Genomic DNA, 15,114 nt, shown 5'->3' on the forward strand with positions numbered 1-15,114 from the left:
GCCAAGTTAGGTTCGGTGCGGTGCGGGATCTCTTTCAGGCCTACCCAATGGCGCGCCATGACGTCGGCAGGGCCGAGCCCGACATGCCTTCACTCGATTTCCTGCAGGACGCCACCGATGCGTGCAATTGGAACGGGGCCGTCTCCTTCTGCGCTTATCTGCTGCCCCGGCGCGTCGCCGTTGCCTGGGGATGCCGCTCGTTACGGCGGATGTTCGACCATTTCGATGCCAACGACGCCAGGTCGCTGAACTACGTCGAGGCCTGGGTCAGGCAGCCCGACGAGCAGTCCCGGAACAAGGCGTTGGCCGTCGGCAACGCCAACGATCCGGAACAGCCGGCGACATGGCTTGCGCTGGCGGCCGGATGGTCTGGCGGAAGCGTGGTCCCGGCGGAATTTGCGCCGGTCGAGGCCAAGCCCGATCAAGCTGCACGCGCGGTACGCGCGGCCCTGCTGATCGCCCTTTGCCGGCTCCCCCGCGAGTCCCGGGACCGGATAATGACGGCATGCCTAGAGGATGGTATTCAGTTGGCACGCGGCGAACCGCGCCCGCCGCGCTAACGAGACGAAGAGATGGTGCTTCGCTTCAATATCGAGAACGAATCGAACCTTCCGGACGGTGGCCCTGTATCATTTACGGTCACCGGCAGGCGCTCGGTCGATATTGGCCGTGACCGTCATCTTGACTGGACGTTGCCTGATCCGGCTCGGACGATCTCCGGAAAGCATTGCGAGGTGCATTTTCGCGATGGCGGCTATTGGCTGCATGACGTCTCGACGAACGGCACCTTTCTCAATGGCGCCGACCAGCGAATGCGGGCACCGCACCGGCTGCGTGACGGAGACCGGCTCACCATTGGCCACTACATCATCGGGGTTTCACTGGAGGATGAGGCGGGCGGGCATCCGCAGGACCGCGAGGCACAGCAGCACGTTCCTCTCGTCCAGCAACATGCCGATTATCAGGAATTGTGGGCGGCCGATCGCGACGTACCGCCGCCCATCGATCCGCAGCAATTGAAGAAGCCGCGCGAGGCGGCGCGACCCGTCAATCCGGAGTTTCTGGATTGGGCGGCGAGCGTCCCGTCGCCGGGCGTGGATCCCTTTCGACGACCACCGCCGACGTCGCCGTACCTGTCTTCCGCGCAGGACGACATGAGCTGGGCCGACGGCCCGGTCGCCGCACCGAAAGCCCCCATCGAACCGCCGCCCGCGATGCCGACCCCGCGCCGGCCCTCGGTGTGGGCCGATGCTGAAGCGGCGCCCGTCCAGCCGCCGCCACCGCCATATGTCGAGCCGTCGCGACCGGCGCAGGCGATGGACGAAACGCCGGCGCCCGCCATGACGGCCGGCGGTGCCGACTTCGCGCGGCTGGTGGCACGCGCCGCCGGATTGCCCGACAATTTCTTTGCGAACACGACCGATGCCGAGCTCGCCGGACAGCTTGGTAGCATCTTGCGCATGACCGTGGACAATCTGATGGCGCTGCTGCAAGCGCGAACTCAGGCCAAGCAGCTGACGCGCAGCACCAGCCAGACCACCGTTCAGGCGATTGAGAACAACCCGCTGAAATTCTCGCCCACCTCGGAAGATGCAATGCGGATTTTGTTCGGGCCCAAGACGAGGAGCTATCTCGACGCGCAACGCGCCTTTGCGCAGGGTTTCAGCGACCTCAAATCACATCAGTTGAAGACGTACATGGCGATGCAGCACGCCGTTCACGAGCTCATCACCGGCATCGATCCGACCCTCATTGCGCGCGAGCTCGAGCTTCAGCGCGGGGCCAAATCCTGGCTCGGTTCGAACAAGAGCAAATTGTGGGATGAGTTCATGACGCGCTGGAAGGCGCATCTCGGCCGCGACAACAGCGCGCCGATCGATACCTTTATGCTGTATTTCTCCGACTATTACGACCGCTCCGACAAAAGCGGTGCAAAGTGAACTAGCGGCGGCCGTCCGGTCGCCGACATTGCTAATGTGGATGTAGGAATGTCTTGGTACAGCAAGGTTTTCTGGTCGGAAGGTCTGTTTCTGCGGCCGCACCATTTGCAGCAGAATGATCGCTATGTCGAGCACTTGCTGGAAAAGCGCGTTCGTTACACGACGCCATACCCTTGGGGATTTGCCCAGCTCGAGATCAACACGGACCTCACTGAACAGAGTAAATTTGCGGTGCGCAACGCCTCCGGCGTCATGCCAGATGGCACGCCATTCGACATCCCAGCGGACAGCCCGATCCCGGACGCGATAGAGGTGCCGGATTCGGCTGCCGGCCAGATCGTTTGGCTGATGATGCCCGTCGCCGCACCGAACACGCGCGAAGTGGACGAAGATCGGACCGACAGCGCCAGCCGCTATGTTCGCACTTCGGAGACTTTCATCGACTCGACCTCCACGCTGCGCATCGAGGAAGAGATCGACATCGCCTATCCGCGGTTGTCATTCGAATTGCGCAAGACCAGCAAGCCAGGATACATGGGCCTCGGCATCGCGCGCATTCTGGAGGTGCGTGACAAGAACGTGCTGTTCGATGACAAGTTCGTGCCGCCGATGCTGGTCTGCGCCGCACATCCGATCATCGAGGGCTGGCTCAATCGCATCATCGGCTGGGTCGAGACCAAGCTCGATGAGCTCGCACGCTACGCGGTCGATCCATCGTCCGGAGGCGGATTGCAGAGCGTGGACTATCTGGTGCTGCAGGTCCTCAACCGCACCATTCCCGTGCTGACCCATTTTCAGCGCTCCGGAAGTATTCATCCCGAACGGCTGTACGAGGAGTTGCTGAGGTTCGCCGGTGAGCTTGCGACGTTTGCCACGCCGGAACGCCGCGCACGCAACTATCGGGCATACGATCATGATGACCTCGAAAACATTTTCACCCCCTTGGTAAGCGACATCCAGGACTTCCTGAGCGCGCGGCTTGGCCGGCGGGCGATCCGCCTTGAGATCATCGAGCGTGCACAGAATGCATTCGTGTCGCCGATCCGCGATCGGGCGCTATTCCGGAATGCGACCTTGGTGCTCGAAGTTGCGGCACGGCGGCCGCTCGTGGAAATCCAGAACGATTTCCCGCATCTGTTCAAGGTCGGCCCGAACACCAAGATGAACGAGATCGTGCACGCCAACTTGCCGGGGTTGACGTTGGTGCACTTGCCGACCCCGCCGCCGCACATCCGGGCCATCACCGATCACGTCTATTTCTATCTCGATCGCAAGTCGCCGCTGTGGCCCGAGTTCAGCACGGCGGCCTCGATCGGGATGCACTTCTCCGGCGACTGGCCGGAGCTTGAACTGTACCTTTGGGCGATCCTGGAAGATAGGCCATGAGCGACAGGGACAAGCCGGTCAATCCATTCGGTCGGGGGGAGCGGACGATCATCCGTCCCAATCCCGGCGGGAAATTGCCGCCGGCGCCTGCCGCCCAGCCGCCGGCGGGAGAAGGGCCTGCGGCACGCCCTGCCTATTCGCCGTCGCCCGTGCCGTCTCCCGGCGCCGCACCGTCGTCATCGTTTTCCCCGGTTCCGCAAGGCCCGAGCTACGCCGCCGCACCAACCAGCCACCCGTCGGAGGAATGGATATCGACCCCGACGCAACCCTCCGCGCAGCAAGCGATGCTGCCGCCCGGACCGCCTCTGCGCGTCGACGATCTGGTCGCGCCGAACGCCAATCCGGTGATGCGCGCCGCAGGGCCCTTGCTGCAACTGCTGGGCCGCTTGCGGGTGGCGCTTATGCGCGCTTCATTCGCAAGTCTGATGGAACAAGTGGCCGATGCCATAAAATTCTTCGAGAAGGACATCCGTTCGGCGGGCATCTCCGAGCACCAGGCCAATACGGCAAAATATATCCTGTGCGCCACCGCCGACGATATCGTGCAGCATATCCCGACCGAGGAGCGCCACGTCTGGACGCAATACTCGATGTTGAGCCGGTTCTTCGGCGAGCGGGTGGGCGGTGTCCGCTTCTTCGAGATCCTTGACCATTTGAAGGTTGATCCGCTGGTCAATTATCCGGTGCTCGAATTGCAGCATGCCTGCCTCGCGCTCGGCTTCCAGGGCATTCACCGCACATCGACGGGTGGGCTCGCCAACCTACAGGTGATCCAGCGCAACCTGTATGAAACGCTGCGCCGGGTCCGTCCCAAGACGATGAGCGACCTGTCGCCGAACTGGCGGGGGCAGGCGCTGGCGGCTCGCCGGCAGCGCCTCCGTGTTCCGGTTTGGCTGGTAGCGGCCGTGGCCGCCGCGCTGCTGACGGGCTCTTATTTCGTCTTGCGCACACTGCTGGCCGGCCGGTCAGAGAATGCCGCCGAGGTGGCGCTGGCCCTGCATCCAACTGATCCGATCGAGCTCAAACGCAAGGTGATCGCGCCGCCGCCGCCATCACCACCGCCTCCGCCACCACAGCCGGACCGCATCACCCAGTTGCAGCGCATCCGCAACGCGCTCGCCAAGGAGAATACCGCCTGCGCCATGACCGCGGACCAGACCGCGAGCTTCATCGTGATCAGGGTCTGTGACCTCGCACTGTTCTCGTCGGGCCAGGCCACCATCCTCGACGGCTTCAAGCCGATTGCGGTCCGGGTCGCTGCAACCCTCGACAAGGAGCCGGGGCGAATCCGGGTTGTCGGCCATACCGACAGTTCGCCGATCCGCACCGTGCGCTTCCCGTCGAACTTCGAATTGTCGGTCGAGCGCTCCAAGGCGGTCGCCGCGGCGCTGAAGCCCGGCCTGACGGATGGTTCGCGTGTCGACGTCGAGGGCAAGGGCGCGGACGCGCCGATCGCTCCCAACACGACACCTGAAGGACGCGCCAAGAACCGGCGTGTCGAAATCTTTATTGAACGCAGCGAATAGCTGCCACCACAGCTCACGCTGTTTGCGACAGGTACCGGTCAATGCTCGCCAAGGATATTATCCGCATCATTCTTTACGGAGTTGGGCTCAGCTCGCTCGGCTGCGTGATCTATTTCGCCGGTCCCTTCATCGCATTTGGCGACTGGCACCCACTCGAGAACCACATTATCCGCCAGATCGCAATTCTGCTGCTCACCACGGCGGCGGCTGGCATCGGCGGCTTCAGCTACTTCAAGCGACGCAAGAACGCCGAGAAGATCGCCGACGGGATCAGCGCGTCCGATCAGCCTGTCAGCGACGAACCGGTGCTCAAAGAGCGCATGAAGGATGCGCTCGTGACGCTGAAGACCGCAAGCGGAAACAAGTCGGGCTACCTCTACGATCTGCCCTGGTACGTCATCATCGGGCCACCCGGCGCCGGCAAGACCACAGCGCTGGTGAATTCCGGGCTCAAATTTCCGCTTGCACGCGGGGCAACGCCGGCGGCGATCGCGGGGGTCGGCGGTACACGCTACTGCGATTGGTGGTTTACCGAAGAGGCCGTGCTGATCGACACCGCCGGCCGCTACACGACCCAGGACTCCAACAGCAAGGCTGACAAGGAAAGCTGGCTGGCTTTTCTCGACATCCTGAAAAAAAGCAGGTCGCGCCAGCCGATCAACGGCGTTCTCGTCGCCATCAGTGTCGAGGATGTGCTGATGCTGCCGAAGCAGGAACTCGCGCTTCACGCCGACGCCGTCAGGATGCGCCTGCTCGAACTGCATCAGAGGCTCAAGGTCAGCTTCCCGGTCTATGCCCTCTTCACCAAAACCGATCTGGTCGCCGGCTTCACCGAATATTTCGCCTATCTCGGCGAGGCCGGTCGCCGTCAGGTCTGGGGCGCCACGTTCCAGACCGCCGACAAGACCCAGAATCTGGTGGGACAGATTCCGGTCGAGTTTGACCGTCTGCTGGAGCGCCTGAGCGAGGAGACGCTTGATCGTCTGCAGGACGAACCGACGCCGCAACACCGCGTCCAATTGTTTGGTTTCCCCGCGCAGATGGCGCGCCTCAAGCCCCAGATCCACGACTTCCTCAACCAGATATTCGAGCCGACGCGCTATCACGTTAATGCGAACCTGCGCGGGTTCTACTTCACCTCGGGTACCCAGCAGGGGACGCCGATCGACCAGTTGATCGGGTCGCTTGCGCGCACGTTCGGCGCCGAGGAGGTCGGTTCCGGATCCTATTCAGGAACGGGCAAGAGCTACTTCCTTGCCGATCTCATTTCCAAAGTCATCATCGGTGAGGCTGACTGGGTCTCGACTGATCGTGCTGCGGTCCGCCGCGCGCTGATCATCAAGACCGCGGCGCTGTCCTTGATCGGCCTTGTCTCGATCGGGCTGATCGCGGCGTGGTTGACGAGCTACAAGCGCAATTCCGACCTGATCGAGCAGAGCCTGCAGGCGGACAGCGAATATGCAGCCGCCGGGGCGCCGCTCATCAAGCAGACGCTGATCGACGACCACGATCTCGACAAGGTGTTGCCGCTGCTCTATCGGCTGCGCAACGCGCCCGCAGGCTACGGATTGCGCAACGAGGCGGTGCCCCTGTCGGCCCGCTACGGCCTCAGCCAGCATCGACGCCTGCTGTCGCCCTCCAAGGCCGCCTATCACGCCGCGCTCGAACGCATGTTCCGGCCGCGCCTGCTGTATCGCCTGGAGGAGCAGCTCAATGCACGCATCAACGAGCCCGCGTTCGTTTACGAGGCGCTCAAGGTCTACCTGATGCTCGGCGGCCTGCAGTCGCCGGACCGCGAGCTGATCCGCTCCTGGATGCAGCGCGACTGGCAGGACAACCTCTATCCCGGTGCAACCAACGCGGAGGGACGGCGCTTGCTCGATGAGAATCTCACCGCGATGTTCGACCTCGAGACGGAGCAGCCGCCGCTTGTCCAGCTCGACGGCCGGCTGATCAAGCAGGCGCAGAACTCGCTCGCGCGCCTCAGCGTGTCGCAGCGCGCGTACGAGTTCCTGAAATCCGAGGCGCGGTCATCAACCGCAGGCGACTGGATCGCCGCCCGGCGCGGTGGTCCTGATATGGCCATCGTGTTCGAAACGACGACGGGGCAGCGTCTGGACGCTGTGCGGGTGCCCCAGTTCTTTACGTATAGCGGCTTCGAGCAAAACTTCGTCGCGAAACTGCCGGGATTGTCGGAGCGTATGAAGAAGGAGCGCTGGGTGCTGGGCGATGCCGGCCAGCAATCGGCCATCGACCAGCAGTACGACAAACTCGCCGGCGACCTCTTGAATATTTATTCCAACGAATTTGTCACGACGTGGCGAACCGCACTGGGCAGCTTGCGTCTGAAAAAACTGCTCGCCGACAAGCCGAAATACGAGGTGCTGAGGGCTCTTTCCGCGCCAACCTCACCGATGCGGCAAATCCTGGAATCGGTGCGCGACGAGACGGTGCTGACCAAGGAACGGCCGAAGCCGGCGAACGCAGCGGCGCCTGCCGCGGCCGCGCCGGCACCGGCTCTTTTCACCAACGCCCAGGATGGACCGCCCGGGGCGACAATCGAAGCGCAGTTCAAGCCCTATCATGCGGTGCTGGAAGGCGACAGCACGCACCGTCCGATCGACTCGACCATCGCCAACCTGAACGATATTGCGCAGAACCTGACGCTGATGATCGAGAATCCACAATTGACCGCGCAGGCGACCGCTTCGCTTCAGACCCAGGTCGCAGCCCTGCGCAATAATGCCTCCCGCATGCCGCCGCCGTTCTCCGACATGTTGCGCGCGGCGGCTGCCGAGTTTGAAGGCAACATCGCGGCCTCGACGGCCGGACAGATTCTGCAGACCTTGCGCGATCAGGTCACGCCGGTCTGCCAGCAGACGGTGAGCAATCGCTACCCGTTCGTCCGCGGTAGCAATCAAGAGGTCCCGCTCGCCGACTTTGCCAAGGTGTTCAGTCCGAACGGCGTCATGGACAAGTTTTTTACCCAGTACCTCGCGCCTTACGCCGACACCTCGAAATCGGACTGGGCTTGGCGAAAGGAAAGTCCCGTCGGACGATCGTTCTCCTCCGACACGCTGAAGCAGTTCCAGAACGCGGCCTATATCCGTGATGCTTTCTTCCAGACCGGCGGCAGCGTGCCTGCAGTATCGTTCGCGATCCGGCCGCCGGGCGCATCCGGACCCGGCGTGACGGTGAAGACGGAGATCGGCGGTACTACAATAGCGAGCCCGATCACGCCGGGCGCGCCGACCGCCTCGCCGATGTTCGGCGGCGCGCAACCTCCGCCACCGCAACCGCAAAGCAACCCACCGACCACCGTGCTCTGGCCGGGCCCATCGCCGCGAACCGCGATTTCGGTGAGCAACGATACCGGAGCGCCATCCATTCTCGAGCGCATCGGCCCCTGGTCGTTGTTCCGGATGCTGGAGGCGGGCTCTTTGGCTGTGAAGGCGGAAAGCGCCAGTGCGACTTTCATCGTCGCCGGGCGGGAGCTCAACTATCAGATTTCGACCGGATCGTTGCGCAATCCCCTCAACCTGTCCGTGCTCCGCGAGTTTCGTTGCCCGACCGGAATATGACCATGCGTTGCGGACTATTCGGCAAGATCGGCGCCAAACGCGATTTCATCGCGATCGCAACGCCGCGCAGCTTCCTGGAAGCCTGGGAGCCGTGGGTGCAGGCTGGGCTGTCTGCAAGTCGCCATCAGCTTGGCTCGGGCTGGCAGCAGGCCTTCCTCACTGCGCCGGTGTGGCGCTTCTGGCTCGGCGCGGCGATCTGCGGCACCACGGTGACAGGGGCGATCATGCCTTCGCTCGATGGGGTGGGACGATACTATCCGTTGACGCTGCATGCGGTGAGCGACGAGATCGCCTTGTTGCCGCCGCCAGGCATCGACCCGCAGGATGAATGGTTCGCCAAGGCGGAGGCCTTTCTGCTCTCGACCCTGGACCGCGCCGCAACGTTCGAGCAGATCTCGGATTCGCTGGATCGTCTTTCGCTGCCGCGACTACAGCCATCGCTCTCCAATGGATCGGACGTGACCGCATTGGGCGCAACGGGGGTGGCAGCGCTTTCAGACGTCGGCGCGTTCGCCCAGTCGTTCACCACGCTTGCTGCCGCAAATCCGCAGATTCATGCCGCTGCCAGTTTCTGGTGGACCGCCGGTGGGGAAGGCTTTCCGTCAATGGCGCTGGCTTGTCGCGGATTGCCGGATCCGTTTCACTATTCCACACTGCTGACCGGCGATCTCGGCCGTACAGAATCCGGGACCGGGTGACGCGCGATGGTACAAGTCGCATCCTTGTTCGATGTTGGCAGCGTCACCCATGCAGGACGGGTGCGGACGCGTAACGAAGATTCCTGCCTGGTCCGGACCGATGTCGGCATGTGGGCGGTCGCAGACGGCATGGGGGGCCACGAGGCCGGCGATCTCGCGAGCCGCATCGTGGTGCAGTCGCTCGATGCAATAGGCATGACGGATTCCGCCGCCGACTTTCTGGCGGAGTGCGAGGAGCGGCTGTTCCGGGCGAACCAGGAGATACTGACGCTCAGCCGGGAACGGCAGGGCGCAACCGTCGGCACCACGGCGGCGGTTCTGCTCGTGCGCGACGGCTATTATGCCTGTATATGGGCAGGCGACAGCCGGGTGTACCTGATCAACCGCAGCGGCATCAACCAGGTGTCTCATGATCACAGCGAGCTGGAGGAACTGATTGCCGGCGGTGCGGTGTCGCGCGAGGACGTCAAGGACTGGCCGAGCAATGCGATCACCCGGGCAGTCGGCGTCGCCGACGATCCGGAGTTCGAGGTCGTGACAGGTCCGGCCGAGCCGGAAGATGTCTTTGTGATCTGCAGCGACGGCCTGACCAGGCATGTGCAGGACGACGAGATCCTGCAGTATGCAGCCATGCAGCGCGCGCAGGCGGCTTGCGATGATATGCTTACTTTGGCTCTGGACCGAGGAGGGCTCGACAACGTGACGATCGTAGTGGTGCGGCTGCTGACGCCTCGATCCTCGGAGCCGACGAGAACGCCCCTGGATCGGGAGCCGCAAGCATGAACTCCAACGATCCGTTCCGGTCGAACTATCGCGGTGTGCCGCCCGGCACCCGGCTCAACGGCATCTACGAGATCGAAGCGGTGATCGGTGCGGGCGGGATGGGCGAGGTCTACAAGTGCCGTGAGATCCAGACCGGATCGCCGGTTGCCGTGAAGATGCTGTTGCCCGACATGGTCGAAAACGAGGCGGCGCTTGCGCTGTTCCGGCGCGAGGCGGCGGCACTCCACAATCTTCCGCACGATGCGATCGTTCGCTATTTCCTGTTCACGGTAGAGCCTGTGCTGCAGCGGCCATATCTCGCGATGGAGTTCGTGAACGGCCGCTCGCTGTCGAACATGCTCGACGAAGGCCCGTTGACCTTCGAGGCGCTGGTGAAGCTGATGCAGCGTGTCGCGTCCGGGCTGGATGCCGCCCACGAGCATGGCATCATCCATCGCGACGTCTCTCCGGACAACATCATCGTCCCGCTCGATGATGTGAGGCGCGCCAAGATCATCGATTTCGGTATCGCGCGATCGACCCAGATGGGTGAAAAGACTATTATCGGCTCAGGCTTTGCCGGCAAGGACAATTACGCGTCGCCGGAACAGGTCGGGCTGTACGGCAATGAGGTGACCGCCAAATCCGACGTCTACAGCTTTGGCCTCGTGCTGTTTCATGCGCTGACGGGACAGAAGCTCGACATGGGCGGGAGCCAGTTTCAGCTGGTTGAGAAGCGCCGGCGCGTACCCGATCTCGGTGCGGTAGACATGCGCATCAGGCCTTTGCTGGAGCAGATGCTGCAGCCCGATCCGGCGTTGCGTCCAACCATGGCGGAAGTCGCCAGCTGGACGCCGACCGGTTTGGCTCGCACATCCACCGCACCGTTGTCCGGCTTCGATCCGCTGGCGCGGCCCGAAAGTGCCGCGCAGGTGCGACAGGACATGGCGCCATCGACCGCTCCAAGGCGGCGCGCCGCCTGGCTCGGTGTGAGCGTGGCAGCGGTGTTGCTTGTGCTCGGCGGGGGCGGGTATGCTTTATTCGAGCTGGTCCGGTCGGCGCCCGGCGTGCCCACTTTGCCGCCGCCTCCGAAGCTTGCGGGAACGATGTCGCCGACGAAGGCTGAACCCCCGCCAAAGCCCGAACGTCAGGAGACGGCGAAGCTGTCGCCACCGCCCACGGGGACACCCACTCAGCCCAGCGATGGGCCGGCTCGAGCCGACCGCATCCGCAAATACGTGGCCCAATATTCCGGCGGCGACTGCTTCTTCATCTTGCCGGTTGCGGTTAGTCAGACCGCCGCGGTGATCGAAGGTTTTGGTGCTTCGACGGCTCCGTTCGATACGTTCGACAAAGCTTTCAGGCGGGACCAGGGATTTGAGGCGTCAGTTGGTGTCAGGCAGGTGACCGAGGCACAGTGCCCCGCCGTCAAGTTCCTGAGCCAGCTCGGGAGCGATCAGACGCGGGTGCCGCGCATCACCTTGTCGGCGACGGAGCTAAAGGGAGGCGAAACCCTCAATGGCACCATCGAGAACTTCGCGAACCGCGTAGTGGAGCTGCTCATGGTTTCGGACCGCGGCGAGGTGCAGAGCTTGTCCTACCTTTTGAAGCCGGGGATCGACTCGCTTTCGTTCACACTCCCGGCACCGCGCGCGAACGGTCCGCAACTGCTGCTGGCTGTGGCCACGCCAAAGGTTCTTGACTCGTTGCGCCAGCCGCGACCGACAGCCGCTGATACATTCTTCCTGCAGGCGTTGAGCGATTCCCAGCGCAACCATGTGGCGATCACCGCGGCGGCACGCTACGTGTTGCTCACGAACTGATCAGCGCGCCCAGAGCATGATCCGGGAAAAGTTTGAAGCAGTTTTCCGCTGGGATCATGCTCAATCGACAAGCTAAAGCGCGATGGCAGTTCGTCCCAATATGATCGCGGATTAGAATTTTCCGATCACCAGGATCTTCAGGTCGGTATCCGGTTTGAAGTCGCCTGCCGTATATTCAGGCGTGCCCCCCGCAGACGATGCCTTGAGCCGACCTTGACAGAAGCTGACCAGGCGGTCGCTGCCGCCGGCTTCGATGGTCAGCTTGAACGATCGGATCGGACCTGCCCAGTTGGCGCCGGTCTTCAGCACGTATGATATGCGCCGCTCCTGCAGCTTCGCGCTATTGGCCTGGCCGTCGCCTGCGCGCTTATCAAGCTCGGCGAGGAATGCATCCGTGACGCAATATTCCTTCCGATAACGCGCGACCTCCGGGCTAAGCGCGCTGCTGCGGCGCAGGCTCGCGCGCAGGATAGTGTCTGCGCTGGAGCCGACGCTCGGCCGGTACTGATGTTCAACGACGACGGTGCGCGCGGGCGGGAACACCTGCTGACGCACGGCGGAGGTCCTGGTGACCCAGCCGGGTGCATATTGCTGCCGACCGTTGTCGCTCATGCCGGCAGGCATCAAGAGCCCATCGTCCACCAGCCGCGTCCGGATTGTTGCGGGCAGGTCGGCTACCCGGATCTCCCGGCTGCCGATGGGCAGCAGCGGCAGCTTGAACTGGCGGAGCTGCGCGCTGACATCCTTGTCGCCGATCATGGCGCGCTGATCGATGGTCAGCGGCGCCGGGCTGCCGTCGACCTTGGTCTCGAAGTCGACGAAGTTCACCGGGTCGTTCGACGGCAGAGCAATATTGTCGGCTTCCGACAGGTCGATGTCGGGCAGCGGAAAGGCCACAGTCAGCGTAACCGGCTTATTGGTGATGTTGGCGAACTGATACCGAACGCTGACCTTGTCGAGAGCGATACGCAGATCCTCGCTCTCCATGGCCACATCGTTGGTGCGAACGAACTGCAGCCCGCCAATCGACAATTCGGCAGCCGAGTCGTTGGCCCGTGCCGGCCAAGCGGTTGCAACCATCAACGCGGCCATCAGGGCCAGCGGCCGGAACGAAGGCCGGGGCGGTGGTTCATTCACCATGCTAGTCTCCATATGGCGTGGCAACGTCTGCCGGTTCCGCCCGGCAATGGATTAGTCGAGGGCCTGGTAAAGCTCGCCCCATTCGGACTTCCAGACGCCGTCCGGATCCCACACCACGATCGCGAGCTTGACGTCATTGGCAAGCCGGATCGCGCCGCGAAAGGCATCCTGGGCAGGCAACGGGGCGCTGACCTGGTCATTTGACAGCCGCCCGCCGCTTGCAGCGGCCGGCATCACGACCGATCCAGTGGCGCTGTCATTGTCGCCTTTCAGGACCAGCGTGATGGCGTCGGGCTGGACTTCGTTGACCTGTTCAAATCTATTCCTTGTCATGGATTTGCACCGCAAGCTGAAGAATTCGGACTATCACCGTCCAGTGATAGAATTGAACGGGATCGAGATTGGTCACCACTAATTGACGCGCCGCATTCACGGCATCTCGGATTAGTCGGTCCGGCGCGACGATCGGTTCGGGGTACACTGAGGCGAATATGTTTCGTCGATTTTGCTGGACTTGGGTCTTCATCGCCGGTGCCGGCATTTTCGCCGCCGTGGCGCACGCCGAGGATACGGTCGTGCGCAGCTTCGCCGGCGGTTCGGCGCCCTCGATGGTAGGCATCGTTCCCGCCAGCGAGGACGTGGAACTGGGGGGCCCCCAAGCGCTCAGCGCCGACGGGCAGGGCAACCTGTTCGTGCTCGACCAGATCAACGGCCGCATTCTCGAGTTCGATCCCAAACAACCGAACTCCGCCCCGGACGTCCTGAAGATGCCGAAGGATGTCCAGCCGACCGACCTTGTCGTTCACAACGACGACATCATGGTTTGGGACGGCGGCGTGCGCACGTTGAAGGCAGCGGCTCACCAGTCCACGCGTGGGCTCGGCGACGAGATCCAGCTCGAGGAGGTCTCAAGCCGCGGAGTGGACGATCAGGTCGCCGCCTCCGCCTTCGCCCAGATGGGATCGCAGCCGCCAGGCAGCGCAACCGACCTACTCGACCAGAACACGCGCGCGGCCGTCATCGGGCAGGGGCGGCAGCCCGATCGGCAATACATCGCGTCCCGCAGCAAGGGCTCGGTGATCGCCGACATCCTCCCGGACAAGGGCAATTCCAGCGTACGGATCGAGATCCAGACCATGGTCACGAACGAGAGCATTGGCGCGCTCGGTCTGCGCGTGCGCGACCAGCTCGGCACGGTCGAATTTCTCGAGATTGACAACAGCGACCGCTTCTATGTGCTGGCCGAGGACATCCCGCCGTCGGGGAAGAACGCCTCGACCTTCGTCGCACGCTATGCCGCGAACGGTCGTCTCGAAGGAATCTACGAACTGCCACTCGAGAACACCCCGCTGACAAGGCGGTTCGTCACCGTCTCGGGTGATGGCGATGTCTATTTCCTGCGAACCAAGCCAGACGGTGTCGAAGTGGTTGGCGTTGGCTTCAAACCGCTGGGCAACGTGTCGGTCATCGACGTGCGGCCGTCGCGGACCTCAGCGAAGCCGGCCCTGGGCCCCGAGGGCCGGCCCGGCCACGACGTCAAGTTCAGCGCGCCTGCCGCGGTCCGGCCGTCCAATCGTCAGCAGGCGATCGAGACCGCGTTCGCATTCGAAGGCGTGCAGTGGAAGCTGACGCAGGCGAACTATGGCAACGATCCGGATAACCAGTGCAGCGGCTTCAACCGCATTCGCCGGCCGTGGTATCTACAGGGCAAGGTGAACCAGGAGGTGCGCGGCGTACCCTATTGCTGGGGCTGCCACGGTTCGCTTGCAAACTTCCGGCAGCGGATCGAGAGCGGGACGCTGGCAGGCAACGTCTGCACCCGGAACGCGCCGCGGCCGGACGCGGCGGGCGTTGACTGTTCGGCGTTCGTCAGCGCCGCCTGGGGACTCTCGGTCCACTACACGACCGCCGCCATCCCGGCGATCGCGACGCCCGTGTCGAATCCCTGGGACCTCAAGCCTGGCGATGCGCTCAACAAGCCGGGCTCCCATGTGATGTTATTCCTGCGGTTCACGCCCGATCGCAAGGCGGAGGTGATGGAATCCTCGACCGGTGGATGCAATGGACGCGTCTGCCGCAACGTCTATCCGTTGGCGAGCCTGCTGGCACGTGGCTACAATCCGGTCCGTTTCCGTGCCTTCGCGGATGACCACGCGACGGTCTCGGCGGACGCCTATCAAGAGGACGATGCGCCGATGGGACGCAAATCGACGGCTGCCAAAGCCGCGACCAACAAGCCGGCGACCAAGAAGCGCTGA

Annotated in this window: 11 protein-coding genes; 9 read left to right on the plus strand and 2 right to left on the minus strand. The window is 63.3% G+C overall.

What is annotated here, in order from left to right; translation table 11 throughout:
- The first annotated feature begins 47 nt into the window (after positions 1–47).
- Genes AC0L3P_RS23845 through AC0L3P_RS23880 form a run of 8 tightly spaced genes read left to right on the plus strand, consistent with a single transcriptional unit; the run spans position 48 to position 11,716 of the window.
- On the plus strand, positions 48–560 hold the full coding sequence (locus AC0L3P_RS23845) for a DUF6931 family protein (protein ID WP_275170270.1): 513 nt from the start codon (positions 48–50) through the stop codon (positions 558–560).
- A 12-nt stretch (positions 561–572) separates the two neighbouring features.
- Positions 573–1,940: a type VI secretion system-associated FHA domain protein TagH gene (gene tagH / locus AC0L3P_RS23850; RefSeq protein WP_275170271.1), complete on the plus strand. Its 1,368-nt coding sequence runs from the start codon at positions 573–575 to the stop codon at positions 1,938–1,940.
- A 48-nt stretch (positions 1,941–1,988) separates the two neighbouring features.
- Positions 1,989–3,326, plus strand: a complete 1,338-nt coding sequence (gene tssK / locus AC0L3P_RS23855; RefSeq protein WP_275170272.1) for a type VI secretion system baseplate subunit TssK — start codon at positions 1,989–1,991, stop codon at positions 3,324–3,326.
- Positions 3,323–4,852 (plus strand): type VI secretion system protein TssL, long form, encoded by a 1,530-nt coding sequence (gene tssL, locus AC0L3P_RS23860; RefSeq protein ID WP_275170273.1) that lies wholly within the window; start codon positions 3,323–3,325, stop codon positions 4,850–4,852. Before tssK ends, tssL begins: the two co-directional genes overlap by 4 nt.
- 41 nt (positions 4,853–4,893) lie before the next feature.
- Positions 4,894–8,433 (plus strand): type VI secretion system membrane subunit TssM, encoded by a 3,540-nt coding sequence (gene tssM / locus AC0L3P_RS23865; RefSeq protein ID WP_275170274.1) that lies wholly within the window; start codon positions 4,894–4,896, stop codon positions 8,431–8,433.
- Positions 8,430–9,131 carry a type VI secretion system-associated protein TagF gene (gene tagF / locus AC0L3P_RS23870; RefSeq protein ID WP_342761039.1) on the plus strand — a complete coding sequence of 234 codons (702 nt, stop codon included), beginning with the start codon at positions 8,430–8,432 and terminating at the stop codon, positions 9,129–9,131. The genes tssM and tagF overlap by 4 nt, the downstream gene beginning before the upstream one ends.
- A 6-nt stretch (positions 9,132–9,137) precedes the next feature.
- Positions 9,138–9,914 (plus strand): PP2C family protein-serine/threonine phosphatase, encoded by a 777-nt coding sequence (locus tag AC0L3P_RS23875; RefSeq protein WP_275170276.1) that lies wholly within the window; start codon positions 9,138–9,140, stop codon positions 9,912–9,914.
- Positions 9,911–11,716: a serine/threonine-protein kinase gene (locus AC0L3P_RS23880; RefSeq protein ID WP_275170277.1), complete on the plus strand. Its 1,806-nt coding sequence runs from the start codon at positions 9,911–9,913 to the stop codon at positions 11,714–11,716. The genes AC0L3P_RS23875 and AC0L3P_RS23880 overlap by 4 nt, the downstream gene beginning before the upstream one ends.
- A 111-nt stretch (positions 11,717–11,827) precedes the next feature.
- On the opposite strand, the gene AC0L3P_RS23885 is transcribed toward AC0L3P_RS23880, so the two are convergent.
- On the minus strand, positions 11,828–12,856 hold the full coding sequence (locus AC0L3P_RS23885) for a DUF4424 domain-containing protein (RefSeq protein ID WP_275170278.1): 1,029 nt from the start codon (positions 12,854–12,856) through the stop codon (positions 11,828–11,830).
- Positions 12,857–12,907: 51 nt separating this feature from the next.
- Entirely contained in the window at positions 12,908–13,189 is a 282-nt protein-coding gene (locus AC0L3P_RS23890) for a hypothetical protein (protein ID WP_275170279.1), read from the minus strand.
- A gap of 158 nt (positions 13,190–13,347) precedes the next feature.
- Between AC0L3P_RS23890 and AC0L3P_RS23895 the strand changes: the two genes are divergently transcribed.
- Positions 13,348–15,114, plus strand: a complete 1,767-nt coding sequence (locus tag AC0L3P_RS23895) for an NHL repeat-containing protein (protein WP_275170280.1) — start codon at positions 13,348–13,350, stop codon at positions 15,112–15,114.

This window comes from Bradyrhizobium sp. WSM4874 (assembly GCF_055811835.1).

Excerpts from the sequence above, each read along its gene's own strand:
- AC0L3P_RS23845 (WP_275170270.1), top strand. The coding sequence starts at position 48 with ATGGCGCGCCATGACGTCGGCAGGGCCGAGCCCGACATGCCTTCACTC.
- tagH (WP_275170271.1), top strand. The coding sequence starts at position 573 with ATGGTGCTTCGCTTCAATATCGAGAACGAATCGAACCTTCCGGACGGT.
- tssK (WP_275170272.1), top strand. The coding sequence starts at position 1,989 with ATGTCTTGGTACAGCAAGGTTTTCTGGTCGGAAGGTCTGTTTCTGCGG.
- tssL (WP_275170273.1), top strand. The coding sequence starts at position 3,323 with ATGAGCGACAGGGACAAGCCGGTCAATCCATTCGGTCGGGGGGAGCGG.
- tssM (WP_275170274.1), top strand. The coding sequence starts at position 4,894 with ATGCTCGCCAAGGATATTATCCGCATCATTCTTTACGGAGTTGGGCTC.
- tagF (WP_342761039.1), top strand. The coding sequence starts at position 8,430 with ATGACCATGCGTTGCGGACTATTCGGCAAGATCGGCGCCAAACGCGAT.
- AC0L3P_RS23875 (WP_275170276.1), top strand. The coding sequence starts at position 9,138 with ATGGTACAAGTCGCATCCTTGTTCGATGTTGGCAGCGTCACCCATGCA.
- AC0L3P_RS23880 (WP_275170277.1), top strand. The coding sequence starts at position 9,911 with ATGAACTCCAACGATCCGTTCCGGTCGAACTATCGCGGTGTGCCGCCC.
- AC0L3P_RS23885 (WP_275170278.1), bottom strand. The coding sequence starts at position 12,856 with ATGGTGAATGAACCACCGCCCCGGCCTTCGTTCCGGCCGCTGGCCCTG.
- AC0L3P_RS23890 (WP_275170279.1), bottom strand. The coding sequence starts at position 13,189 with ATGACAAGGAATAGATTTGAACAGGTCAACGAAGTCCAGCCCGACGCC.
- AC0L3P_RS23895 (WP_275170280.1), top strand. The coding sequence starts at position 13,348 with ATGTTTCGTCGATTTTGCTGGACTTGGGTCTTCATCGCCGGTGCCGGC.